Source organism: uncultured Lacinutrix sp., assembly GCF_947500325.1.
Classification (GTDB): Bacteria; Bacteroidota; Bacteroidia; order Flavobacteriales; family Flavobacteriaceae; genus Lacinutrix.
The window spans coordinates 1-25,297 of the sequence record NZ_CANMRQ010000030.1; the positions used below are offsets into that span (position 1 = coordinate 1).

21 protein-coding genes are annotated in these 25,297 nt (G+C 29.9%); 16 read left to right on the forward strand and 5 right to left on the reverse strand.

What is annotated here, in order from left to right; genetic code table 11:
* The first annotated feature begins 331 nt into the window (after positions 1 to 331).
* The 16 genes from Q0997_RS19105 (at position 332) to Q0997_RS19185 (ending at position 20,939) form a co-directional block, all read left to right on the forward strand.
* The gene (locus Q0997_RS19105) at positions 332 to 1,252 is read left to right on the forward strand and encodes a polysaccharide lyase family 7 protein (protein WP_299892009.1); all 921 of its coding nucleotides are present in this window, start codon (positions 332 to 334) and stop codon (positions 1,250 to 1,252) included.
* 224 nt (positions 1,253 to 1,476) lie between these two features.
* Positions 1,477 to 3,516 carry a polysaccharide lyase family 7 protein gene (locus Q0997_RS20500; protein ID WP_367180225.1) on the forward strand — a complete coding sequence of 680 codons (2,040 nt, stop codon included), beginning with the start codon at positions 1,477 to 1,479 and terminating at the stop codon, positions 3,514 to 3,516.
* Positions 3,517 to 3,571: 55 nt separating this feature from the next.
* Complete coding sequence (locus Q0997_RS19120; RefSeq protein ID WP_299892013.1) at positions 3,572 to 3,919, forward strand: cupin domain-containing protein; 348 nt, start codon at positions 3,572 to 3,574, stop codon at positions 3,917 to 3,919.
* Between the two features lie 261 nt (positions 3,920 to 4,180).
* Positions 4,181 to 7,261 carry a TonB-dependent receptor gene (locus tag Q0997_RS19125; RefSeq protein ID WP_299892016.1) on the forward strand — a complete coding sequence of 1,027 codons (3,081 nt, stop codon included), beginning with the start codon at positions 4,181 to 4,183 and terminating at the stop codon, positions 7,259 to 7,261.
* Between the two features lie 28 nt (positions 7,262 to 7,289).
* Positions 7,290 to 8,711, forward strand: coding sequence for a RagB/SusD family nutrient uptake outer membrane protein (locus Q0997_RS19130; RefSeq protein WP_299892019.1), 1,422 nt, complete (start codon positions 7,290 to 7,292; stop codon positions 8,709 to 8,711).
* A 17-nt stretch (positions 8,712 to 8,728) separates the two neighbouring features.
* Entirely contained in the window at positions 8,729 to 9,727 is a 999-nt protein-coding gene (locus Q0997_RS19135; RefSeq protein WP_299892022.1) for a PKD domain-containing protein, read from the forward strand.
* A gap of 44 nt (positions 9,728 to 9,771) precedes the next feature.
* The gene (locus Q0997_RS19140) at positions 9,772 to 10,662 is read left to right on the forward strand and encodes a polysaccharide lyase family 7 protein (protein ID WP_299892025.1); all 891 of its coding nucleotides are present in this window, start codon (positions 9,772 to 9,774) and stop codon (positions 10,660 to 10,662) included.
* A 173-nt stretch (positions 10,663 to 10,835) separates the two neighbouring features.
* Positions 10,836 to 11,537, forward strand: coding sequence for a FadR/GntR family transcriptional regulator (locus tag Q0997_RS19145; protein ID WP_299892028.1), 702 nt, complete (start codon positions 10,836 to 10,838; stop codon positions 11,535 to 11,537).
* A gap of 205 nt (positions 11,538 to 11,742) precedes the next feature.
* Entirely contained in the window at positions 11,743 to 13,026 is a 1,284-nt protein-coding gene (locus tag Q0997_RS19150; protein WP_299892031.1) for an MFS transporter, read from the forward strand.
* A 36-nt stretch (positions 13,027 to 13,062) separates the two neighbouring features.
* Positions 13,063 to 13,827, forward strand: coding sequence for an SDR family NAD(P)-dependent oxidoreductase (locus tag Q0997_RS19155; RefSeq protein ID WP_299892034.1), 765 nt, complete (start codon positions 13,063 to 13,065; stop codon positions 13,825 to 13,827).
* 23 nt (positions 13,828 to 13,850) lie between these two features.
* Complete coding sequence (locus Q0997_RS19160) at positions 13,851 to 14,873, forward strand: sugar kinase (RefSeq protein WP_299892036.1); 1,023 nt, start codon at positions 13,851 to 13,853, stop codon at positions 14,871 to 14,873.
* Positions 14,874 to 14,883: 10 nt separating this feature from the next.
* On the forward strand, positions 14,884 to 15,567 hold the full coding sequence (locus Q0997_RS19165) for a bifunctional 4-hydroxy-2-oxoglutarate aldolase/2-dehydro-3-deoxy-phosphogluconate aldolase (RefSeq protein ID WP_299892039.1): 684 nt from the start codon (positions 14,884 to 14,886) through the stop codon (positions 15,565 to 15,567).
* 76 nt (positions 15,568 to 15,643) lie between these two features.
* Positions 15,644 to 16,477: a DMT family transporter gene (locus tag Q0997_RS19170; RefSeq protein WP_367180226.1), complete on the forward strand. Its 834-nt coding sequence runs from the start codon at positions 15,644 to 15,646 to the stop codon at positions 16,475 to 16,477.
* A 174-nt stretch (positions 16,478 to 16,651) separates the two neighbouring features.
* Positions 16,652 to 19,054, forward strand: a complete 2,403-nt coding sequence (locus Q0997_RS19175; RefSeq protein WP_299892044.1) for an O-antigen ligase family protein — start codon at positions 16,652 to 16,654, stop codon at positions 19,052 to 19,054.
* Positions 19,055 to 19,162: 108 nt separating this feature from the next.
* Positions 19,163 to 20,029, forward strand: a complete 867-nt coding sequence (locus Q0997_RS19180) for a zinc-dependent peptidase (protein ID WP_299892047.1) — start codon at positions 19,163 to 19,165, stop codon at positions 20,027 to 20,029.
* 37 nt (positions 20,030 to 20,066) lie between these two features.
* The gene (locus Q0997_RS19185) at positions 20,067 to 20,939 is read left to right on the forward strand and encodes a zinc-dependent peptidase (RefSeq protein ID WP_299892049.1); all 873 of its coding nucleotides are present in this window, start codon (positions 20,067 to 20,069) and stop codon (positions 20,937 to 20,939) included.
* Here the strand turns inward: Q0997_RS19185 and rpe are convergent.
* The 5 genes from rpe to Q0997_RS19210 all read right to left on the reverse strand — a co-directional run bounded on the left by rpe (position 20,936) and on the right by Q0997_RS19210 (position 25,286).
* Positions 20,936 to 21,598 carry a ribulose-phosphate 3-epimerase gene (gene rpe / locus Q0997_RS19190; protein ID WP_299892052.1) on the reverse strand — a complete coding sequence of 221 codons (663 nt, stop codon included), beginning with the start codon at positions 21,596 to 21,598 and terminating at the stop codon, positions 20,936 to 20,938. The two genes, Q0997_RS19185 and rpe, sit on opposite strands and share 4 nt — an antisense overlap.
* Positions 21,599 to 21,726: 128 nt before the next feature.
* On the reverse strand, positions 21,727 to 22,140 hold the full coding sequence (locus tag Q0997_RS19195) for a BLUF domain-containing protein (protein WP_299892055.1): 414 nt from the start codon (positions 22,138 to 22,140) through the stop codon (positions 21,727 to 21,729).
* Positions 22,141 to 22,352: 212 nt separating this feature from the next.
* Positions 22,353 to 23,216 (reverse strand): sigma-70 family RNA polymerase sigma factor, encoded by an 864-nt coding sequence (locus Q0997_RS19200; RefSeq protein WP_055435630.1) that lies wholly within the window; start codon positions 23,214 to 23,216, stop codon positions 22,353 to 22,355.
* 272 nt (positions 23,217 to 23,488) lie between these two features.
* On the reverse strand, positions 23,489 to 24,739 hold the full coding sequence (locus Q0997_RS19205) for an outer membrane beta-barrel protein (protein WP_299892057.1): 1,251 nt from the start codon (positions 24,737 to 24,739) through the stop codon (positions 23,489 to 23,491).
* Positions 24,729 to 25,286, reverse strand: a complete 558-nt coding sequence (locus tag Q0997_RS19210) for an RNA polymerase sigma factor (protein WP_299892060.1) — start codon at positions 25,284 to 25,286, stop codon at positions 24,729 to 24,731. The genes Q0997_RS19205 and Q0997_RS19210 overlap by 11 nt, the downstream gene beginning before the upstream one ends.
* Positions 25,287 to 25,297: the final 11 nt, after the last annotated feature.

The window sequence follows — 25,297 nt, forward strand, 5'->3', positions numbered from 1 at the left end:
AAGTAATCCTTTTAAAAATGATTTGCGTTAATCAAGCTTGCTTGAGATTATTTTTATCAGCGTTTTCTTTTATCAAAGCGGGGTTTTGTGGGTTGCAAAGTAAAATGAAGTTGCCCTTCTTAATAATAATTTGTAAAAACCAGTTTACCTAAGTTTTATAGCTCTTTATGCTGCTAAAAAAACTCATCTTCTTAGTCAATAGTATAGGTTTAATACTATTAAAATCACTCTTATTTATATTTAATCATTAAGAAAAATAAGCGCTTTATTTTGATTTTAATTATATATTACTATATTTGGTAAACCAGATTGGTTAACCAATTTTTATATAATGATAAAATATAAAATAATATATGTGTGTTTGCTTTTAGTATTATGCGCATGCAATAGTAAAGAAGATCCAGTGTCATTAGATTCAGGGTCAACAACAAATAACAATCCAAATGTAAGTGATGACAATCTACCACCTATTACATATGCAGATATAGATTTTTCGAACTGGAAAGTTACTCTGCCAGTAGACGAAAATAATAATGGGAGTCCAGACGAATACCAACCAGCAGATTTGATTAATAATGGTTATAAAACCAATGCGGCAATACAACCTTATATGTATGATGATGCTGAAGATTCTTCGTTAGTGTTTTATACCTATCCAGAAACTTCAACGACTAATAGCTTATATTCTAGAACAGAATTGAGAGAATTAATAAACCCATCAAATTCTAGAGAAAACTGGACATTAGCTGAAGGTGGAGAAATGAGTGGAAGACTAAAAGTTGCATCAATCTCTGAAAATAATGAGTCTAGTGATGACTACCATAAAGTTATTGTTATGCAAATTCATGGAATTATTTCTGAAGAAGATATGGAGATTCATGGTTTTTCATCAAATAATGGCCCGCCATTAATAAAGATCTATTGGAAAGATGGTTTTGTTTGGTGTCATAAAAAGTCTCTAATAAATGAAAGTACAGACGGAGATGATTTATTAGAAACTTCTAATAATACATGGACAGACATAAAGGTTAATTTGGGTTATGTTGGTTTTGATGCTTTTGATTTTAGAATAAAAGCTTCAGATGCTAGAATAGAAGTTCAGCTTAACGATGAAAATGCATACATATACGAGGATGTTAGTTTAGATAAATGGCCGTATGAAAACTACTTTAAGGCTGGTAACTATTTAACTACAACTCATGCTGATGCATTTTCTTATGTAAAATATTATAATTTAAATGTCGTGCATTAAAACTAACTATTAATCTATAAATTATGAAAACAAAATTATTTTTTATTCTTACACTCACAGTTAACTTAATCTGTCTAGCTTATGTATTGGTCAGTATATGTTAAGAATTAATTCGGTAAACAGAAACAGTATTAGTAAAAAGATAATAATTGAGTAATTTAAAATAATACAGAAACACTGGTAGTTGCTTTATTACTTTAAAAATAAACGAAATATCCTAAAACATGAAATTCAAAACTTTTAAATTAATTTTTGCCTATTATACATTTATTATTCTACTATTTAATAGTTGTAATGATAACAAAAAGCAAAATTATAATAATGAAAAGGTAGCTATTGTTGGAAATGCAAATGACGTAATTCCTTTTTTTCAACATTGGAATTTAATTTTAGGAGATGGATCTAATGTTGGTCAAGCAATTGATTATGAAAATAAAAATTTCTTCTATACAGCGAAAGATAATAATACAGATTGGGTAGTATTTAAAACGCCAAATGCAGGAAATACTCATGGTACTTCAAATAATACAAGGACTGAGCTGGCTCAATTAAAAAAGTGGTCACCAATGTCCGATGCAAAAATGAACGCTACCCTTAAAGTAATGAATGTGGCAACCACTGGAGATGCAAGAGTTGCTTCAACTTACTCCGTAGTTGTTGGTCAAATCCATAGCGCAGATGGACATGAGAACGAACCTCTAAAAATATTTTATAAAAAATTCCCAGGTCATACCAAAGGTTCAGTCTTTTGGAATTATGAAATAAATACCAAAGGAGATGATAATTCTGGAAGATGGGATTATTCCTATCCTATTTGGGGATATGATTTTTCTGTTGTTGGGACTAATGAAGGAAACTATCCACAAGAACCAAAAGACGGGATTGCTTTAGGTGAAGAATTTAGTTATGAAGTAGAGATTAAGAACGGTATAATGTATCTTAAATTTACTAGTGAAGGACATGAAACCAAAACATTTACTAAAAATCTTATGTCTTCTGAATATACAAAACGTTCAGATATGCCAGAACAAGTCAAGGATTTATTTGTGCCTATAGGTCAGGATGGTGTAGAACGTGAAAATGCTTATACAGATGAAGGTCTCTTTTTTAAACTTGGTTGCTATAATCAAACTAACGGAAAAGACCCAAAAGTAAATAAAGTCTGGTGTTCTGGCGCAGAGACCCATGGTGGTGATATTCAAAAGCAATACGCAGATGGTAATTATGCCGAAGTATGGTTTAAAACGGCAAATATAGAGATTAGTGATGATGCTATTTCTAATGTAGGATATTTTCAAGCTAATGATGGTTTGAGTAAAAAAACAGTTTATCCAAGTGAAGTGATACCTTTTATGGATAAGTTTAAAATGCTAATGGGAGATGGGACTAATGTTGAAGATCTAGTTGATTTTGAACATAAAGATTTTTTCTATAGTGTAATTGATGGTACTAGACGTTGGGTAGTATATAAGACTCCAAATTCTGGAGTTACTTCAAAGAATTCAAGTAATACAAGAACAGAGTTACATGAAAAAAGAGATTGGACTCCAGAACAAGGAGGTAGATTAACAGGGACTTGTAAAGTTATGCAGGTTTCCATTTCTGGTGATGCTAGAGTTGCTGCGTCTTACTCAACTGTGGTTGGGCAAATTCATAGTGGCGAAGGGCATGAAAATGAGCCTTTTAAATTATTTTATAAGAAGTTTCCAGGCCATACAAAAGGATCCGTTTTTTGGAATTATGAAATAAATACTGCGGGTGATGATAATTCTGGTAGATGGGATTATTCCACCGCAGTTTGGGGTAACGATATGTCTGTTATTGGAACAAGTAAAAATGATTATCCTTCAGAACCAAAAGATGGTATAGAACTAGGTGAAGAATTTAGTTATGAAGTGAATGTATACAAAGGTATTATGTATTTAACATTCAAAAGTGAAGGTCATAAAACAAGAACATTTACTAAAAATCTAATCGAATCTGAATATGTAAATAAATCAGACATACCAGCACAAGTCAAGAAATTGTTTGTACCTATAGGGCAGGACGGAACAGAAAGAGCTACTGCTTATGCAGGAGAATTGGGTTACTTCAAACAAGGAGCTTACAATCAAACAAATGGAAAAAGTCCAGAAAAAAATATGGTTTGGTGTGCAGGTGCAGAAACTTTTGGAGGCGATATCGCTAAACAATATAAAAATGGCTGTTATACAGAAGTCTGGTTTAGAGAAGCAACGGTTGGTCCTGGTGTTCCTCAAAAGTAAGCTTTATTACAAGTTATTAATGGTCGATTTTTAAACTTATTAAATAATATATTATATGAAAACATTTGGAGCAAGTCAAGAATTTATATTAGACAAAGACCTAGAATGGGAGGTTGTAGGCGAAGGAGTAAAAAGAAAGATTATGGGCTATGATGATAAGATTATGTTAGTTAAAGTATACTTTGACAAAGGAGGTATTGGATATAAACACGAACATTACCATAGTCAAGTAACTTACGTAGAAAGTGGTGTATTTGAATTTTCGATAGGTAAAGAAACTAAAATAGTAAAAGGAGGAGATACCGTTTATATTCCACCACATGTACTACATGGGGCAGTTTGTACTCAAGCAGGAATACTTATAGATGTCTTTAGTCCTATTCGTGAGGATTTTATGGAATAAATCTTAATTAATTGCATTATTCTCAATATAATGTTGTTATTAAATTTTTTTTGCATATATTTGGTTAACCAGTTTGGTAAACCAATTTATTGGTAAAGTAAAAAGGACAGATGCACACCTGTCCTTTTAAAAATACTTCTTTGGAGGGAAGTATAATGCTTATTAGCATAAGACGTAAAGATAATAAAGAAAAATTACTTGCGGAAATTATGTTTTTAAGTTAAGTCAATCTATTAACTAACAAAAATTTAAAAACTAATTATGAATTTAAAAGCTAAGTCGGCATTATTTGTAATACTCTTTATGTGTATTTCAGCTTTTGCTCAAGAGAACTTTACATTAAAAGGTCAGGTGGTGTCATCGGAAGATGATCTGCCTATGCCAGGAGTTAATGTAGTTGCTGTAAGTACCAATAATGGGACAACTACAGATTTTGACGGAAATTTTGAGATTAACGTTAAAGAAGGGGATGTGCTTAAGTTTTCCTACATTGGATATGTAACACAACTTATTCCAGTTAAAAAAGAGAATACACTAGCAGTAGCATTAGTAGAAGATGCTAATAAGCTAGAAGAGGTAGTTGTAATAGGTTATGGTACTCAGAAAAGAGGGAATATTACAGGGGCAATTTCTAAAATAAAGAATGATGATTTAGATCAAATTGCTGTCCCTAGAGTTGATGAAGCCTTAGTTGGACAAGTCTCTGGTGTTACAGTAGCTGCAACAGAAGGAGAAGCAGGATCTGCTCCAACAATTCGAATTCGTGGTACAGGATCTATATCTGGAAGTTCAGATCCAGTAATTGTTGTTGACGGTTTAGTAGTTGATAATGATTTTTTGGGATCTTTTGATATGAATGACGTAGAGTCTTTTGAAGTGTTAAAAGATGCATCGTCAACTGCTATATATGGAGCAAGAGGAGCAAATGGAGTAATTATAATAACAACTAAGAGTGGTAAAGATGGAGCGACTAAGTTTAGTTATAATACTTTTACTGGGTTTAAGGAAGCAAGACAAAGTGAAGACTATTATTTTACTGTAGCCGAAACAGCAGCGGCAGAAAGAGCAGCAACTGGAACAATTTCAGATAGAACAAGAGTAAAACAATTAATAGGCGTAGATAGAGATTGGCAAGATGTTATTTTTGAAGGCGGTACCATTAATAGTCATTCTTTTGCTGCCAGAGGTGGAAGCGAAACTACAAAATTTAGTACATCATTAAACTATGTTCATGATGAAGGTGTTTTATTGACTGATGATTATAAAAAATATTCAATTAGAGCTAAGTTAAGCACAAAATTAAATGATAAGTTTTCTGTTGGATTAAATATTTCTCCTACATATACCAATAGAAGACGTTTTGATGGGTCTACACATGATATTTTAAGACAAACACCTTGGTTGCCTTTATACTTAGATGAGAATACTATTCAATATGTAAATAGACTTAGAGATGGTGGCAAATATGCTAATGCTCAAATTGGTGATTATGCTGTGCAACGTATGTTTGATGATTACGATTTAACAACTATGACACCTATAGAATCTGGCGGAACAGATATTAGTAATACATCTAATACAAATCCAGCAGCTAAAGTTCTTGAGCGTGATCGTAACGACTATAAATTTAAAGTTGCAGGAAGCTTTTTTGCAAAATATAAAATTATAGATGGCTTATCTTTTAAAACAACTGTTTCTGGAGATTATCAAAATACAAAAAGAGACCGTTGGCAAGGCGTACAAGCTAGTAGAAATGGAGCAGATGCAACACAGTTAGATCAATCTACAACTAACAGAGTTCATATGGTTACAGATAATATTTTTACTTATGATAAATCATTTGGAAATCATGAGGTAAATGCAATTGCAGGTTTCTCGGCCGAAAAATGGGATACTACATTTGAAAGTGTAACAGGTGCTGGTTACGATAGCGATTTAGTACAGACTATTACTGCAGCAGATCCTTTAACTGTAGTTGGTCAATCTTTTGAATATCCAGAAAGATTATTGTCTTATTTAGGTAGAATTAACTATGCATATGATAATAAGTATCTGGTATCTGTAAGTTTTAGACGAGATGGTTTTTCTAGGTTTGGACAAAATTCAAAATACGCTAATTTTCCAGCGGCATCTGCAGGTTGGATAGTTAGCAATGAGGAGTTTATGAGCGAAAGCAATGTTGTTAATAATTTAAAATTAAGAATGAGTTATGGTACAGCTGGAAATCCGAATTTAGATTCAGGAAATGTTTTAATTGATGCCTTTCCATATTTATCATTATTGCAATCTTCAACAGCTGTAGTAGATGGAAGTGTTGAGAGTGGCTTCAATCCAATAAACATTTCTAACCCAGATTTAGCTTGGGAACGTTCTATAGAAATTAATCCAGGTATTGATTTTGGTTTGTTCAATAATATTGTAACAGGTTCTTTTGATTATTATAAACGAACAAGTGACCAATTATTAATAGATAATCCTATATCTGTAACAACAGGTTTCGATAGTGCTTTAATTAATATAGGTGAAGTTCAAAATAGTGGTTTTGAAATAGAATTAAGAACTCGAAATATTAGTAAAGAGAAATTTAGATGGAGTACTACTATTCTGGCTTCTAGAAATAAAAATGAATTAATTGATTTTGCAGACTCTAATGGGCAAATTCAAAATGTAGATTCAAAAAGGGCAGCAGAATGGATTAATCTAGTAGGGAATCCAATATCATCTTACTATGGTTGGGTTGTAGATAGTGATATTCCTTTAGAATACATTAATAATCCATATCATCCAGTTGGAGGTCAAGCACAAGATGTTTACGTAAAAGATTTAAATGGCGATGGAGTTATTGATGATGATGATAAAACTATTTTAGGAGATCCTTATCCAGATTTTATATGGAGTTTAACAAATGATTTTAAAGTAGGAGCCTTCGATTTAAGTTTTATGTTTCAAGGAAGTCATGGAGCAGAGATTAGAAATATGGGAGATCAATATTTATTTAATCATTTTAATAGTTCTCAGGATTTTGATACGGCAACAACGCCTAACCAAGGATTTATAAAACAAAAAATCTTTACAAATGATATTATACAAGATGCTTCATATGTAGCATTAAGAAATGTAAATATTGGCTATAGTTTACCAAGTAGATTAGCATCAAAATTAAAACTATCTAGAGCTAGGCTTTATGCTTCAGGAACTAATCTATTATATTTTACCGCAAGTGATTATACAGGTTTTAATCCAGAATCTATTAATAATACAAGTCCAACTACTTATGGTTACCAAAGAGCTGGTTCGCCAATTCAACAAACTGTAACATTAGGATTAAATTTAGAATTTTAATTAAACAACAACTAAAATGAAAGACATTATGAAATCAATAAAAATTATGTTCTTGTTTATATTAGGAATTTCATTTTCCTCTTGTGAAAAAGACTTTTTATCTCCGCAATTAGAATCATTAGTTAACGCAGATATATATTATAATAATGAAGCAGAATTATTAACTGGTGTTATTAATATGTACGATGGCATTCAAGGTGTCAACTCAACATCTTCTAATGATTATCATGCATTACAAGTAGAATTTTATTTAACTGAAATGCGAAGTGATAATACTAGAACTAAAAGTAGTGAAGGAGAAGCTGCACAATTTGAGAACTATTCAGTAGAGGCAACAAATGGTATTGTTGAAGATTATTATAGAAGTTTTTACAATGTAATCTTTAGAGCAAATGTAGTTTTAGAAAACTTAAATGTGGCATCAGATGCTAATAGAGCAAGTATAGAAGCTGAAGCAAAATTTGTAAGAGCTTATGCCTATTTTAATTTAGTGAGATTATATGGAGATATTCCATTAATAGATCGTGTAATATCATCTGCAGATACAGATTTATCTTTTACAAGAGTAGATACAGCTACTATTTACAATTTAATAGTAAGTGATTTAACCACTGCAATAGATGGATTAGACAATGCATATATAACGAGAGCATCTAAAGCTGCAGCTCAAGCTTTATTGGCAAAAGTATATTTAACTCAAGGTACTAATTATACACTAGCACAAGGTTTATGTGAAGAAGTAATGTCATCAGGTTTCGCATTAGAGCCTAATTTTAAAGATGTATTCTTTAATGAGTTAAATAATGAAATCATTTTTGCTATTGGATATATAGGAGATGGTTTAGATAGTCAGAATTTTTCTGCTGAATGGTTAAACGCAGTGGGTAGAACAAGTGGTGTTAATTATACAACACAAGATGTAAGAGATGTATTAGATGCATTAGGAGGAAATAGAGTGCCTTACTCTTATAGAGTAGATACAGAGCAACCAACACAATTTCAAGTAGTAAAATACATTCCAGATGGAGATGATTCTTTAGGTATTGCAGCAACTTCTAGTGATCCAACAAAAGCCGGAAACGATTGGATAGTATTACGTTATGCAGACGTATTATTAATGCATGTAGAAGCTATTATGGCAGGAGGCAATAGTACATCAGTTCAAGCTGCTTTAGATTCTTTTGAATTGGTGAGATTAAGAGCAGGTTTATTAGCAGATGATGATGGGATGATTACAAAACAAGAATTATTAGATGAAAGACGAGTGGAACTAGCATTCGAGAATCATCGTTTATTTGATTTAGTTCGTTTCGGAGAAGCGCAAAATGTATTGTCTACATTCTCTGCCGCAACTGGTGGAAGTTTTAACTCATCAGATTTATTACTTCCAATACCGCAAAGAGAAATTAACTTAAGTAACGGAGCATTGTCACAAAATCCAGGTTATTAATTAAAAAAATATTAATCATGAAAAAACAAATTAAAAAAAGTGTTTACGCTTTATTAGCAATAATAATAGTCTTCTCATATAATAGTTGTGATGATATTCAAAAATTTGAACCATTAGATGCTAATTCTATAGCAGATGCTACACCACCATTAGCAAGTTTTACGGCTTCTCAAGGCGCAGGTCCAGATGAAGAATGGAAAGATTATACATTTGCAAATGGTTCAGTAAGTGCAACAAGTTATAGTTGGGATTATGGAGATGGAAATACCTCTACAGATGTAGATGGAGCAAATACATATCCTGGAGAAGGTATGTATACTGTAACTTTAACTGCCATGGATGACTTAGGAGTAACAAGTACATTTACTGAAACTATAGATGTTGTTGAACCTGAAGAACCAGCTGTTCCAGACCCTATTTTAGTTAATGCAGATTTCGATAAACTAGCTAAACTGGGTTCATCAAATACCTGTTCTTGTTCAGGATGGGATAATGATGATATTGGAGAGCAAGGAGAATCTAGTTCTGGTAATGGAGGTTCTAATAACGTTGTTAAATTCGATAATAATGAACCAGATCATGTTTATCAAGAGTTTGCAGTTACACCAAATGCAGATTATACTATACAAATCGTTACATCTTTTAAAAATATAGCTAATCCACCAGGTAGTTTTCCTGGTAGTATGCTTGAAGTAAGAGTGTTATCAGGTTCGGGTTATGTAGGCGGATATACACCAACGTATTATGCGACCGCTCCAGAGTTTCCTAATTCAGGTTATGGTTATACTACTGTAGCACAAGTAGAAGATGCAACAAATAATCTTTTAGTAGAAACAATTAGTAATCCAGGTAATGATGATTATAGCACTCAAACATATTCTTTTAATGCTGGAGCTAATGATAGTGTTGCGCTTTTTATAAGAGGTATTGGAGGTGCTAGTAGTGGTAGCTATGGGTATAATAGTGGAGATGAAGAAATAAGAGCAGATTCTGTAACTATTACAGCAATTAATTAATTAATATATAAAGTTAAAAAGAACTGAAATTTATGTGTCGAAGAATGAAATTTTTATCCTTACTACTATTAATTTCAGTTTTTACTTTTAACTGTCAAGCACAAAGCGAAGTAGTAAAAGATAAAGTTGAATCTAAAAAAAAGAAAAAGAAGAGAAAAAAAAGGGTTAAGCTTCCAAAAATAGATTTAGCGCATTGGAAAGTAACAACACCTGCTGGAGATGGCAAAAAACCTCAAGAAGTTTCTCCTCCCGAAATTTTTGATTATGCAACTAATAAGGATTTAAAACCTTTTATGTATAATGATTCTACAAGAGGAGCAATAGTTTTTTATGCTTTTCCAAGTAAAGCAACTACAAGGAATACTAAATACTCTAGATCAGAGCTTAGGGAGCAAATGGTTGCTGGAAGTAATAAAGTGAATTGGACTTTTAAACAAGGAGGTATTATGAAAGGAAAATTAGCAATTGATGAGATTTCTCGTGATAAAAAAGGTAAATATCATAAAACTATTATTATGCAAATTCACGGGAGATTAACTAACGAACAAAGAGATTTGATTGGTGCAGATGATAATAATGCTCCTCCAATACTTAAGATTTATTGGAAAGATGGTAAAATAAGGGTGAAAACAAAAATACTTAAAAATATAAATGCAAATGCAGAACAAATATTACATGAAGATGCTTGGGGAGATGATAAAGGGTTTACATTTAAAGAAAAAGTAGGATTTAAAAAATTCACTATCGAGGTTAAGGTTTCAGAAGGTAAAATGGTAGTAGTTTTAAATAATAATGAATATAAAGTATATGAAAATATCCATATGAAAAAATGGGGTGTTTTTGAAAACTATTTCAAAGCAGGAAACTATTTTCAAACAAGAGATGAAGGTGCTTTTGCTAAAGTAAGATATTACAATTTAGAAGTAACACATTAGAAATTATTTGAATAGTCCTAATGAGCATCTTCAACTAAATTTTACTGATCTTAATTGATCAGTAAAATTTAGTAAAAAAATATAAAAAGAAAGCAGAATATAGAGTAACAAGTTGATTATTAATATTTAAAATTTAATACTTTTGAAATAACCTGTTAATTAATAAAAAGTTTATGAAGTTAGAAGTAATAACAAAACCTGAAAACGCAAATGTTCAAAATCGTATCATAGAAAATATTAAAGATTTAATTAATGCGAAAAATCTTGAGCCTGGAGATAAATTGCCTTCAGAACGTATGCTTTCAGAAAAACTTGGAGTATCAAGAACTAATGTAAGGGAGGCAATTCAAAAACTTGAATTTTACGGTTTATTAAAGTCTATTCCTCAAAGTGGAACATTTGTAGCTAACATTGGCGTTATAGCTATGAATGGTATGATAGAAGATATTCTAAGGTTAGAGGATCCAGACTTTAAATCTTTGGTAGAAACAAGAATATTATTAGAGTTAAAAACAGCAAGATTAGCAGCTTTAAGAAGGAGTGATGAAGATTTAGTGAAAATGAAAGAAGCTTTAGATGCTTATACAATTAAGGTTAATAATGATGAAGATGCAGTACAAGAAGATTTGTTATTTCATTTAGCAATTGCAAAAGCAAGTGGTAATAGTACAATGAATACATTTATGTTAATTATTACGCCCGAGATTATTACTAATTTCGAGAAGTATCATGTTTGCGATAAAAACTTATCTAAACAAGGTATTAGAGAACATCAAGAAATTTTTGATGCTATAAAAAATCAAAACCCAAAATTAGCAAAACAAAAAATGAAAGAACATTTTAGTGTACTATATCAATATTGTTATAGCATTTAAACTATATAATCAAAAAATAAAGTGCACAATTTATTTTTTTGAAAATAATAAATAAATACTTGGAGGGAAGTAATAAACCTAAAACAACATAGCTAATATATTAGCATAATAGGTTATTTACTTTTCATAAAATTCAATCGTTCCAAAAATAATAATAATCGCTTATAAGCTATATTATAATTAATACGATTAATTAAACTAACATATGAAAGTAAAAGGATTAAGGTGGTGGATTATTATATTAATCTTTATCGCTACAGTAATAAATTATATTGATAGAACAGCCTTTGCGTTACTTTGGCCAGAAATGGGTAAAGATTTAGGGATGGATAATTCTGATTACGCACTAATGCTTAATATTTTTATGGTAACCTATGCTGCAAGTAAATTTTTATCAGGAAGGTTGTACGATAAAATAGGTACTAGAATAGGTTTTGTTTTATCTATTGTGGTGTGGTCTTTAGCAGCAGCTTTTCATGCTTTAGCAAAAGGAGTCGCTACATTATCAATAGCACGTGGTCTACTAGGACTTGGAGAAGCAGGATTATGGCCTGGAGCAGTAAAAAGTAATGGAGAATGGTTTCCAGTAAAGCAAAGAGCATTAGCACAAGGTATTTTTAACTCTGGAGCCTCTATTGGTAATGTCTTAGCTCCTGTTGTTATAGTATACCTATATGCGCAATTTGGATGGAAATCTACCTACATAATATTAGGATTGTTAGGCTTACTATGGGTTATTCCTTGGTTAGTTATTAATAAATCAAAGCCAGAAGATCATCCTTGGATTACTGAGAACGAAAGAAATTTAATACTTAATGACCGAATAGAAAATAACGACGTTGCAGTTAAAGGCGCTAAAAGTTTAAGCGTAGGAAAGATTTTGAGTTATAAGCAACCCTGGGGAGTTTTATTATGTCGATTTTTTATAGAACCTATTTGGTGGTTCTTTGCGGGTTGGATGCCAATCTATTTGAATTCTAAATTTGGATTAAGTATAGAAGAAATAGGGAAAACCATGTGGATATCTTACCTCATGGCTGCAGCTGGAGGAATTTTAGGAGGCTTATTTACAGAAGCGATAATAAAACGTACTTCTGTCGATATTGGAAGAAAAGCAAGTATAGTTTTAGGAAGCTTATTAATTATAGTTGGTTTTGTTTCTATTGTATTATTTGTAAATGACTCTAATTACATGACATTCATATATTTAGCAGGATTAGCACTTTTTGGCTTTCAATTCGCTATAGGAAATATTCAAACACTATCAAGTGATTTGTTTAGAGGGCCATCTGTAGGAACACTAGCGGGATTAGCTGGAACTATTGCAGCTGTATCTCCTATTATAATGAACTGGTTTATTGGTAGAATAACAAACGAAGGGTCATATACACCAGCATTTATAGCTATTACACTATCTGTAGTACTAGCTGTATTATCTATTTTCTTTTTAATAAAAAAAGTAAAATTAGTGGTAAACGCAGAAAATTAAATATATCATAAAGTTTAAAAAAATAAAATATAAAAAATGAGCAAGTCAAACGGAAAAGTAGCAGTAGTTACAGGAGCAACTGGAGGAATTGGTTTCGAAGTTGCAAAAAGATTAGGTGAAGATGGATATACTGTAGTTTTAAATGGAATTCAAGATGATGAAGGTGCAGAAAAAGTAAAAGAGCTTACAGGACATGGAATTACAGCAGAATATTGTGGTTTTGACGTTACAAACGAAGAAGCTGTAACCTCTAATATTGTTAAAATAGGCCAAAAGTACGGTAGAATTGATGTTCTTGTAAATAATGCAGGTGGATTAGGCGGAAGATCTAGGTTCGAAGATATGACAACAGAGTTTTACAGAAATGTAATGGCCTTAAACTTAGATTCTGTGTTTTTTGCTTCAAGAGCTGCAATACCTTTTCTTAAAAATGGAGAACATTCATCTATAATTAATTATACGTCTAATGCAGGGTGGACTGCAGGTGGACCTGGAGCAGGAATCTACGGAACATCTAAAGCAGGTGTGCATGCTATTACAAGGGCATTAGCAAAAGATCTTGCTGAGTATGGTATTAGAGTAAATGCTGTATCTCCTGGAACTATAGATACGCCATTTCATGCGCAAATTAAAGCAACAAAACCTGAAGTTTTTGCATCTTGGGCTAATAATATTATGTTAGGGAGACTAGGACAACCAGAAGATGTGGCTGGAGTTATTTCTTTCTTAGCAAGTAAGGATGCTTCTTTTATTACAGCAGAAACTATACAAATTGGAGGCGGTCAAGCTTTAGGGATATAAAATTATAATTAATAAAAGGCAAAATGAATAAAGTTGTAGCTTTTGGTGAAATTATGTTGCGATTATCTACCGAGCGATTTCTTAGATTTTCTCAAGCAAAATCTTTTAATGCAACTTATGGTGGTGGCGAATTTAACGTAGCAGTTTCTCTGGCAAATTTTGGTGTTAATTCTGAATTTGTAACACGATTACCCAAGAATGAAATAGGGGAAAGTGCCTTAATGGAAATGCGTAAAAGAAATGTTAATCATGAAAATATTCTTTTTGGTGGAGATAGGTTAGGTATTTATTTTCTAGAGACTGGAGCAGGAACAAGAGCTAGTAATGTTGTTTATGATAGGGCTAATAGTGCTATGGCAACAATAGAAAAAGGAGCATTTGATTGGAAAACTATTCTAAAAGATGCAACATGGTTTCATTGGAGTGGAATTACTCCAGCTATATCACAAGGAGCAGCTAATGAGTGTCTTGAAGCTCTAAAAGTAGCTCATGAGTTGGGGATTACAATTTCTTCAGACTTAAATTATAGGTCTAAACTATGGAAGTATGGTAAACAACCTCACGAAATTATGCCAGAACTTCTTAAGTATAGTAATATTATTTTAGGAGATATTGATACAGCATATTTTATGCTTGGATTAAATAAAGAATTTCCTAATTACCAAGATTTAAAATCTTTACCTAAATTATATGACATTGTGTTTGATCATTGTCCTAATTTAGAAACGATGGCTACAACTTTGCGATATTCGGTTAGTGCTTCTCATCAAAGAATAGGAGGTGTTTTATACGATAAAAAGCATATTTACGATGCCGATATTAAAGAGGTTACTCCTGTAGTGGATAGGGTTGGAAGCGGCGATGCATTTATGGGTGGATTAATTTATGGACTTATAAATCATAATGAAGATAAACAGAAAGCAATTAATATAGCAGTCGCATCATGTTGCCTAAAACATACTATTTATGGCGATTATAACTTGGTTTCTGTTGATGATATAGAGCATTTTTTAGGAGGAGAAAATAAAGGAGAAGTTTCCAGGTAATATTAAATATATGGCAAAATATTCTAGAATAGAAGTTTTTACAATAATGAATAAAACAGGGTTAGTTCCTTTGTTTTATGATAACGATTTAGATAAGTGTAAACAAGTACTAAATGCTTGTTATCATGGTGGTGCAAGATTAATGGAATTTACTGCAAGAGGTGATTTCTCTGAAGAAGTATTTAAAGAACTTAATCAATATACTCTAAAAGAAATGCCAGATATGATTCTTGGTGTGGGTTCTATTACTGATGCAGCTACAGCTTCTAGGTTTATGGCTTTAGGGGCTAATTTTATAGTTACCCCAGTTTTAAGAGAAGATATAGCAATAGTTTGTAATAGACGTAAAGTATTATGGTCCCCAGGGTGTGGTTCTTTAACAGAAATTACTAGAGCAGAAGAATTAGGATGTGAAATAGTTAAGCTATTTCCTGGAGGAATTTATGGTCCAGAATTTGTTAAAGCGATTCGTGGCCCGCAACCATGGACAAATATAATGCCAACAGGAGGTGTTTCTCCCACAAGAGAGAATTTGACCAATTGGTTTAACGCAGGTGTTATATGCGTAGGTATAGGTTCTAAATTAATAAATAAGAATACAGACGGACAGTACGATTTAACTAAAATTCAATCTATTACAAAAAAGACTCTTGATATTATTAAAGAATTAAAAAATAGTTATAGAAATGCTTGATTATTTATAGCAACAAATAGATTGTTATCTTTACGATTTCACTTACATTTAAGTTCAATTCGCTAAAAAATATTTTCTGAAAAAAGCCATACAATACATGCTAATTAGTGCTATAGGCTTTACTCTGCTTAATACATTTATTAAGTATTTAAATCATTTTAATGTGTATCAAATAGTGTTTTTTAGATCTATTGGTTCATTGTTTTTTACTGTACCTTTCTTATTAAAAAACAAAATTTATAGCTTAGGAAATAAAAGAAAGCTATTAGTGTTAAGAAGTGTTTTTGGGTTTATTTCAATGGTGTTGTTTTTTTCATCATTAAAATTAATTTCTATGGGTTCTGCAGTTTCTATTCGCTATATAGCGCCCATTTTTGCTATTGTTTTTGCTGTTTTAATACTTAAAGAACAAATTAAAAAAGTGCAGTGGTTAGCCTGTGTTATTGCCTTTTTAGGAGTTGTAATTATTAAAGGATTTGATATAGAAATGAATGTGTTAGGCCTTTTATACGCTCTTTTGTCTGCTTTTTTTGCAGGTATAGTTTATATTATTATAAGAAAAATAGGAGACAAAGATCATCCAATGGTTATTGTTAATTATTTCATGATTATTTCTGGAATAATTTCGGGATGTTTGTCTCTTTTTTATTGGAAAATGCCTCAGTTATGGGAATGGTTTGTGTTATTTAGTTTAGGGATATTTGGTTATTTTGGACAATATTATATGACAAAAGCGCTACAGTCTTCAGAAACTAATATGGTAGCTCCATTAAAATATGTTGAGGTGGTTTTTACTATGATTATTGGTGTTATTTGGTTTAAAGAAATTTATAACATTTATAATTTAATTGGTATTTTGCTTGTTGTAAGTGGTTTAATAATTAATGTGCTATCAAAACAATCTAAATAATGAATGTTTTTAGCTTTTATTTTCAAAATAAGTTTTTACATAAATTTAAACTCTCAATTTTTACTTTATAGCCTGTAATTTTGTTTTAAATAACATTAATAATGAAACCTTATTAGTGTTTAGAATTTATAATATTAATTTGTCATTAATCATTAGTTTTTTTAATATAGTACGATGGAAAAGATCTTAAAAAAAGCAGACCATATAAGTTATATAATTATCATATTATATTTGCTAACAATGTTTGTTCCTTCATTAGGAGCTTTTGATTTTGCTTCGACACAATGGTTGTATATTGGAATAGTTAATACAGCTGTTTTCATATATTATTTATTGTCTCCTCAATACTTGTCTTTTTCTGTACCTAAATATGTAAAATGGTTTTTTTATATACAATTGGGAACTTTTTTATTGTCTTGTGTATCAATGACACAATCGATTATTATTGATGAAAGTATTATTTATATATCAAGAATATTCTCTTTTATATTTAGTGTTTTTAATTTATATATTCTTTTTAGAAGAAAAAATAAATATACTTTTTGGGGATTAAGTCTATTAGTAAGTATTGTTTTGTTTATTGAATCATTTGAAGTCTTTTATTACTTCTCTTCAAGATTTAATGAATTAAGAACTCATGAATTATTGTTAGAAATCCCAAGCAAATATGGAAATCGTAATATTCTAGCTACAGCAATCGTTATAAAATTACCATTCTTGTTATATCTTTTTTTAGAACTTAAAGGGTTAAAAAAAATAATATCATTATTAACTGTACTTCTTGTAATTACTAGTCTTTTATTAATTGGAGCTAGGACAGCTGTTTTAATAATGGCTATTGTGTTAGTGCTTTTTTCAGTGACTTACTTTATAATATCTAAATATTCTATAAAGAAAAGCGTTAAAGTTATTTTTCCATTATTGCTAGTTTCGGTTATTGCCTATGGTTTTTCTATTTCAATTAATAGAATATATGATGATAAGCTAAATTCTTATTCAGATTTAATGTTTACTAAAAGGGAGAAGGATTTATATAACCCTAAAGCGAAAACAAACTTAATAAATGGTTCAGGTAGAGATTATATTTGGGAATCTGCTATTAAAGATTTTAAAAAATCACCAGTAATAGGTGTTGGTATTGGCAATTGGAGACATAATTCTAAAATAGATATATCTAAAAATAATACAACAGAAGGAATTGTATTTAATACACATGTCCATAATGATTATTTGCAATCTCTTGCAGAAACAGGAATTATTGGTTTTATGTTGTACTTGAGTGTTTATATTATAAGTCTTGTATTACTTTTTAAACGTTTTATTCATTCAGAAAGAGCTTCGGATAGAATTTTCGTAATTGTTATCGCATTGGCATTAATAGGGTATATGATAGATGCTTTTTTCAATTTCCCACACCATAGAGCTCCTATTCAAATTGTTTTTGCATTTATCCTTGCAATTATTATAAGTTTTTCAAATGTTAGAGATGAGCATCCTCAAAAAAAATATAGCAATAAAACATTAAAAGCTTTAGGTGTTTTAATGACTGTATTATTAGCGGTTAATTTAGTTAATCACTATATGGATTTCAAAATGTCTAAAATACAGTATAGTTTGATGGTAGAAGTAAAAACTAAAGATGCGTTTACAGAAACATATAATTATTCTTATGAGCAGGTTAATAATATGTTACCAGATTTTCCTTATGTAAATCAAATAGGAATGACTAATGATGATATAAGAGGAATGTTTGCAATTAATACTAAACAATATGATAAAGCATTATTGCATTTAGATAATTCTATCTCTAGTGTCGAAAATAATTTATGGCCAAAAACACTAAAAGCTATGCTTTATAATGTTAAAAAAAATGAAGATAGCGCTTACATTTATTCTAAAGAAGTTTTTGATTTGGCCCCAAGTGTAGAATCAAATTTTTATATACTAAAAGACATATATAAAAAACGAAAGGATACTATCGCTTTGTTTAATTTATATGATAAACATTTTAAAGTTAGACCGAAAAATATTAAAGGTTGGTTAAATATGTGTAATGACATAAGGGTATATTATAGAAATGATTCCTTGGCACTGAATAAAGTTAATGACGCTTTAAAAAGATATCCATACGATGAGAGTCTTATAAAATATAAGAAGGAACTCAAGAATATTATGTCAAGTAAATCAAAATCAGACATTATTGCTAGTAAATTGAAGCAGAATGTTATAGATGAAATGACTAAATATTTTAAAGAAGGGAATAAGTTTTTTGAACAAAAAGAATATATTAAATCAAGGCAGCAATTTCTAAAGGTTTTAGAACTGGAGCCAAATAATCTACCTACTCATTTTAAGTTAGGTTTATTAGAAAATATAACAAAAAACTACAAAGCAGCTATACCATACTTTACCAAAGTAATTAATGATAAATATTTAGATAATGGAAGGCCTGAATACAGTAGAGGTGTTTCTTATTTAAAACTAAATGATATAAGTAATGCTAAAAAAGATTTTATAGTAAGTAGAAATAAAGGTTGGCAAGCTGCATTAAATTTGAATGATTCATTTTTTGAATAAAACTTTAATGCTTATCACTTTTTGTTGTTTTTTGTTTACTTATATTATTTTTAGTGTTATACTTTAGTAGCTATCTATACGTTATTAATGTTATAAGCTCCAAGTTCTATGATTCCCTTAATATTATTGTTAAATCTACCAGAACAAGAAATGAAAACACAGACGATTGTGTTTTTGGTTATTTTTTTTGTTGGTATGGCAGCAGTTATTATTTATCAATTTTTTAAATTTTTCGAACAGATTCATGTCAATAATAAGCACAAACCTTTTTATGTTTTTAATCATTTATATAAACGGAAATTAAAAAGAACACAATTAAAAATACTTGAAACTAAGTTTGATTTTTATAAGAAATTATCAAAAAAACATCAACGTAATTTTCAACATAGAGTTGCTTGTTTTATTAATGATAAAGAGTTTGTAGGAAGGCAAGAGTTAAAGGTAACTGAGGAAATGAAAGTTTTAATTTCTGCAACAGCAGTTATGTTAACTTTTGGTTTTAGAAAATATTTGATAGATACTCTAGATGCTATTATTATATATCCTGGAATATATTATTCAGAGCATAGTGACCAGCATCATAAAGGCGAATTTAATCCTATGTTAAAGGCATTGGTTTTATCTTGGGAAGACTTTGTTGAAGGTTATAATATAGGTAATGATAATTTAAACTTAGGGATTCATGAAGCTGTTCATGCTGTGCATTTAAATAGTTTGAGAGAAGATGATATTAGTGCTTATTTATTTAAGAATCGTTTTTTAGATTTAACAGATTTTCTTCAAAAAAATGAACATATTCGGGGAAAATTAATAGAAACAAAATACTTTCGTGAATACGCTTTTACAAACCAATTTGAATTTCTTTCTGTATTAATAGAGAGTTTTTTTGAAACCCCAAGTGAATTTAGAAGTCATTTCCCTAATGTATATAAGCATATCAAGCAAATGTTAAATTTTAATTTTGCGGGTTACTAAAGTGTAACTTATTATGATTACAGAATACATATAATATATGACCAACTTATTAATACTATTACAAAATAACACGCCAAATTCTTCTTTTATTAATATTTTATCTAATGTACTCATTGGTATAGGTGTGCTCCCATTTATATATTTGATTTTTAAATTTATTGAAGGAATTTTAATAGATTATGCAGGTTTTGGACCTCTATTTCGTCATTTTTATTTAATTAAAAGAGATCTAAAACCTAATCAAAAACAAATTCTTGAGAGTAGTTTTAAGTTTTATAGGCAGTTAAATAGAAAAGAGCAAACTTATTTTAGGCATAGAGTTTATAGATACATGTCTAGAGTTGAATTCGTAGGAAGAGAAGGTTTGGAAATTGATGATGAAAAAAAAATATTAGTTTCTGCAACTGCTATAATGTTAACATTTGGTTATAGAAATTATAATATAAACTTAGTAGATAGAATCTTAATTTATCCGTCTACATTTTATTCAAATATTGATAAAAATTATCACAAAGGACATTTTAATCCTGGATTTAGAGCTATCATTATATCATGGGAAGATTTTAAATTGGGTTATGATATCGAAGATGATAATTTAAATTTAGGAATTCACGAATTTGTACATGCATTGCATATTGGTTATCTCCATGATAAAGATAATGAGACAAGTGCACATCTTTTTATTAAAGGTTTAGAAGAACTAAACAGTAGTCTTGAATCTAATAGTTTAGATAAGAAAAAGATGGAAGAATCAGATTATTTTAGAGCTTATGCATTCGAAAATAATTTCGAATTTATAGCTGTTTTAATTGAAACATTTATTGAGACTCCAAAACAATTTAAGTCTCAATTTCCTGATGTTTACTTAAAAATTAAGCAAATGCTAAATTTTAATTTTGTTGGTTATTAAGAATTAGCTAGTGTCTTTAAGTTTTTAATCGTTTCTGTTTGGTCATCACTTTTAAATACATGACTTCCTGCAACAAAAACATTAGCACCTGCATCTACTAGTTGTTTTATATTTTTATCTGTTACGCCACCATCAATCTCTATAAGAGTATCTAAGCCTTGTTCGTCAATCATTTTACGAAGTTTCTTTACTCTTTGATAGGTAATTTCTTCAAATTTTTGTCCACCAAAACCAGGGTTAATAGACATTAATAAAATCATGTAACATTCTGGTAGAATATCTTCAAGAACAGAAACGGGAGTCGTTAAGTTAAGTACAATTCCAGCTTTACAACCAGCATCTTTAATCTGTCTTAGAGTTCTATGAAGATGCACAGTAGATTCATGATGTACTGTAATAATATCTGCACCTACTTTAGCAAATTCTTCAATATAACGTTCTGGTTTTTCTATCATTAAATGCACATCTAATGGCTTAGTAGCATGCTTTTTTATAGCTTGAATTACTGGCATCCCGTAAGAGATGTTTGGTACAAAGTGACCATCCATAACATCAATGTGAAACCAATCTGCATCACTATTATTAACCATTTCTGTATCACGTTGGAGATTGCCGAAATCGGCAGCAAGCATTGAAGGTGCAATTAATTTTGAAGACATTTTTTACTTGTTGAGTTGTTCGACAAAAATAAATTAATAATTATCTAATTAAAGTTTTTTGCCTAATTAATTTCCATTAAGCTATTTAAATAACAATAATTGTTAATATTAATAGGACTTATTTGAAACTAAGTACTGTATTTAAGAAAGTTATTGGTTAGCATTACCAATTCATCAATCGCTAAAATGTTTGCTTTTTTAATCCAGTCAAAGTAAGTTTTTAGTTTTTTTAGATTAGAAAAATCATTTACTATACCAAAATGTCCACTTTCATAATCTTCAAACATGCGATAGTCTATTGTTGTATCTAGTAGTTTTATAAGTCCAAAATGGCGTTTGTCTAATTCTATTTTTTTAAAAGTATTTTCGATGGTACTTTCTTCACCTTCCATGATTTGAAAAAAATGACCATTTTGTATAATAAGTACGCCAGTTACATGTAATTCATCATTTTTTTTAGATATGGAATGTGATAACTTCCTTAATTCTTTTTGGGAAGTATTAGTTTTAATATTACTAATGTAGCAGATTGTCTTTATCATAATAATAGAGGATAATATTTTGATAAAAAGACTAATAGCTTACTAAAGATAATAAAAGAATTTTGTAAATAAAAGCGATTGCTAAATTATAAAACATACTTTAAGTAAGGTTTATAAATGAGTGAACCCGAAGTAATCAGCTTCGGGTTCTTTCATCAATCAAAAAACGAACAGTTATGAATAACTGTTTGTTACTGTAATTTAGGTGTTATCTATCCTAAATATGTTTTTAATATTTTACTTCTAGAAGTATGTTTTAATCTTCTAATTGCTTTTTCTTTAATTTGTCTTACACGCTCACGTGTTAAGTCGAAAGTTTCTCCTATTTCTTCCAAAGTCATTGGATGTTGGTTTCCTAAACCAAAATAAAGACGAATTACATCTGCTTCACGAGGTGTTAAAGTTTCAAGAGCACGTTCAATCTCAGTACGTAAAGACTCATGTAATAACTCACGATCTGGGTTTGGAGACTCACCAGAATTTAATACATCATAAAGATTAGAATCTTCACCTTCAACTAAAGGAGCATCCATACTTACATGACGGCCAGAATTCTTCATAGATTCCTTTACGTCATTAATAGTCATATCTAATTCTTTTGCAATTTCTTCGGCACTTGGCGGACGCTCATGTGCTTGCTCTAAAAAAGCAAAAGTTTTGTTTATTTTATTAATAGATCCAATCTTATTTAATGGCAAACGTACAATACGAGATTGTTCAGCTAATGCTTGAAGAATCGATTGACGAATCCACCATACTGCATAAGATATAAATTTAAAACCACGTGTTTCATCAAAACGTTGTGCAGCTTTAATTAACCCTAAGTTACCTTCATTAATTAAATCTGGTAATGTAAGTCCTTGATTTTGGTATTGCTTAGCTACCGATACTACGAAACGTAAATTAGCTTTAGTTAATTTTTCAAGAGCGATCTGGTCACCGGCCTTGATACGTTGTGCTAATTCTACTTCTTCGTCTGCGGTAATTAAGTCAACTTTTCCAATTTCTTGTAGATATTTATCTAACGATGCGGTCTCACGGTTGGTAACCTGCTTGGTAATTTTAAGTTGTCTCATCTATATATAAGTGTGATTTTTAACTTGTGAATAATTTGCTATCGATGGTTATACGTAGATAAGTTACATTTTGTTACAAAAAGTTACAATTTTATTTTAATATGCTCCTTTTTATAGGATTGTTTACCGGTAAATATAAAGGGTTATTCCTTTATAAAAAAATAAAGAAAGAGAACTAATACGAAGTGTTGTTTTTATGTTTTTAAATAGAATCTATAATTTAGAACTGTTAGAATAACTTTCATTATTAATATGTAACTAAAATCTCTATCTTAGAACTTGTATTCAAACCCAGCTAAAATAGACATAGTAAATATTGAAAGATTTGATTCGTCTGTATGTGCTTTAAGATGGTATTTAAAAATGGGTTCTAGATTAAAGTCAAGGCGTTTATATAGTTTGGTTTGCATGCCTATGCCTATATTTAATGATATGTTTTTATCTTCAAAATAGTTTTTGTTTGATATTGTATTTTGATTTGTGGTTATGTTAGCTTCATCTAAAATGAGATAGCTAATTCCAAAAAGAATAGAAGCATTAACTTTTTTATCTATCATTTTGTATTTTATTTCTAAAGGAAGTTCTATATAACTAAGTTCTTGATGTTGAAGTAAATTATTCTCAATTTGATTATACTTAAATTTTAATTTGTTGACACCTATTCTAAGGCTTATATCTTTAGTCGCTAGATAACCAAAATAAAGGCCATAATTAATGGTTGTGTTTTTACTAAATGATTTGTTGAAACTACTATAAAAATCTATAGAAATATGAGGGTAAACATTCCATCTACTTAATATGTTTTCTTCTTCCTCTTTTACCAGCTCTTCTCCTTTTTTAAGTGTTTTTGTTAACGTAGTGTCTATTGTTTTTTTTGAGTTTTTCTTAGTTTTATCTTCATTGTTATTGGTATTGAGAGCGATACTCAAATCTTTTTTTGCTATTGTGTTGTTTTCTAGAGTACTTTTAGTTGTATAGAAACCTATTGAATCTAATTTTTTTAATATTGTAGTCTCTTTTTGACTCTTATTATTATGGGAATTATTATCCTTTAAAATGCCACTCTTTGCTATTGCATGATTTATAGATGATAATGTGTCTTCTATTTGAGATTGTTTTGTTTTTTTATTTTTAGTAAAGCTATTTTGAGTAGTATTTATTTTATTGTTTTTTGTTTTATTACTTATATATATAGAGTTATTTTTTCTACTATTAGTTTTGATATCTATTGTTTTAGTATTTGTATCTTCTCTATTGCTATTGGTTTTCTTGTCTGTAATTATAGAATTAGTATTAGGATTATTGTTTTTTGAATTAAATAGTAGCTCATTATTAAATAATAATAAGACTAGCATTATTGTTGTAGCTATACCAGAAGTTAGCCAGAAGAAAAAGAGTCGTCTCTTTCTTTTCTTTCTTTTTAATCCTTCTTCCAAATGTTCCCAAACAGAATCATTTGGAGAAACGGTATGATTCTCTATAACAGATTTAATTTGGGATCCTATATCTTTTTTAGTGTCCATTAGATTTCTTATTAATGTTTACTATAGCGTTTTTTTTATTTATAATATCCCTTAAAAGTAATTTGGCTCTATGTAAATTTGATTTTGACGTACCTATACTTATCGATAATGTTTCAGCAATTTCTTGATGCGAATAATCGTCTAATTCATAAAGATTGAAAACCAATCGATATCTCGTTGGTAAAGCTTTTATACTATCTAATAATTCATCTAAAGACAATGTTATAGGTTCAATTACTACTGTGTCATCTTTTATGATGTCGTCATTAATAACAATATTTATAAGGCTTTCTTTTTTATATTTATCTATAGCTTTATTTATAGTTATTCTTTTCATCCAACCTTCAAATGATCCTTTATTATTGTACTTTTTTATATTCTTAAAGATGTCTATAAAAGCGTCTTGTAGATTGTCTTCTGCTTCTGCTGTAGTTTTGCAATATTTTAAACATAGTAGGTAGAGTGAATCTTTATACTTGTTGTATAATTCACTTTGAGCTTTAAGATTATTCCTTTTACAGGATTTTATTAATTCTTTTAAAGTCAAATAATTATTTT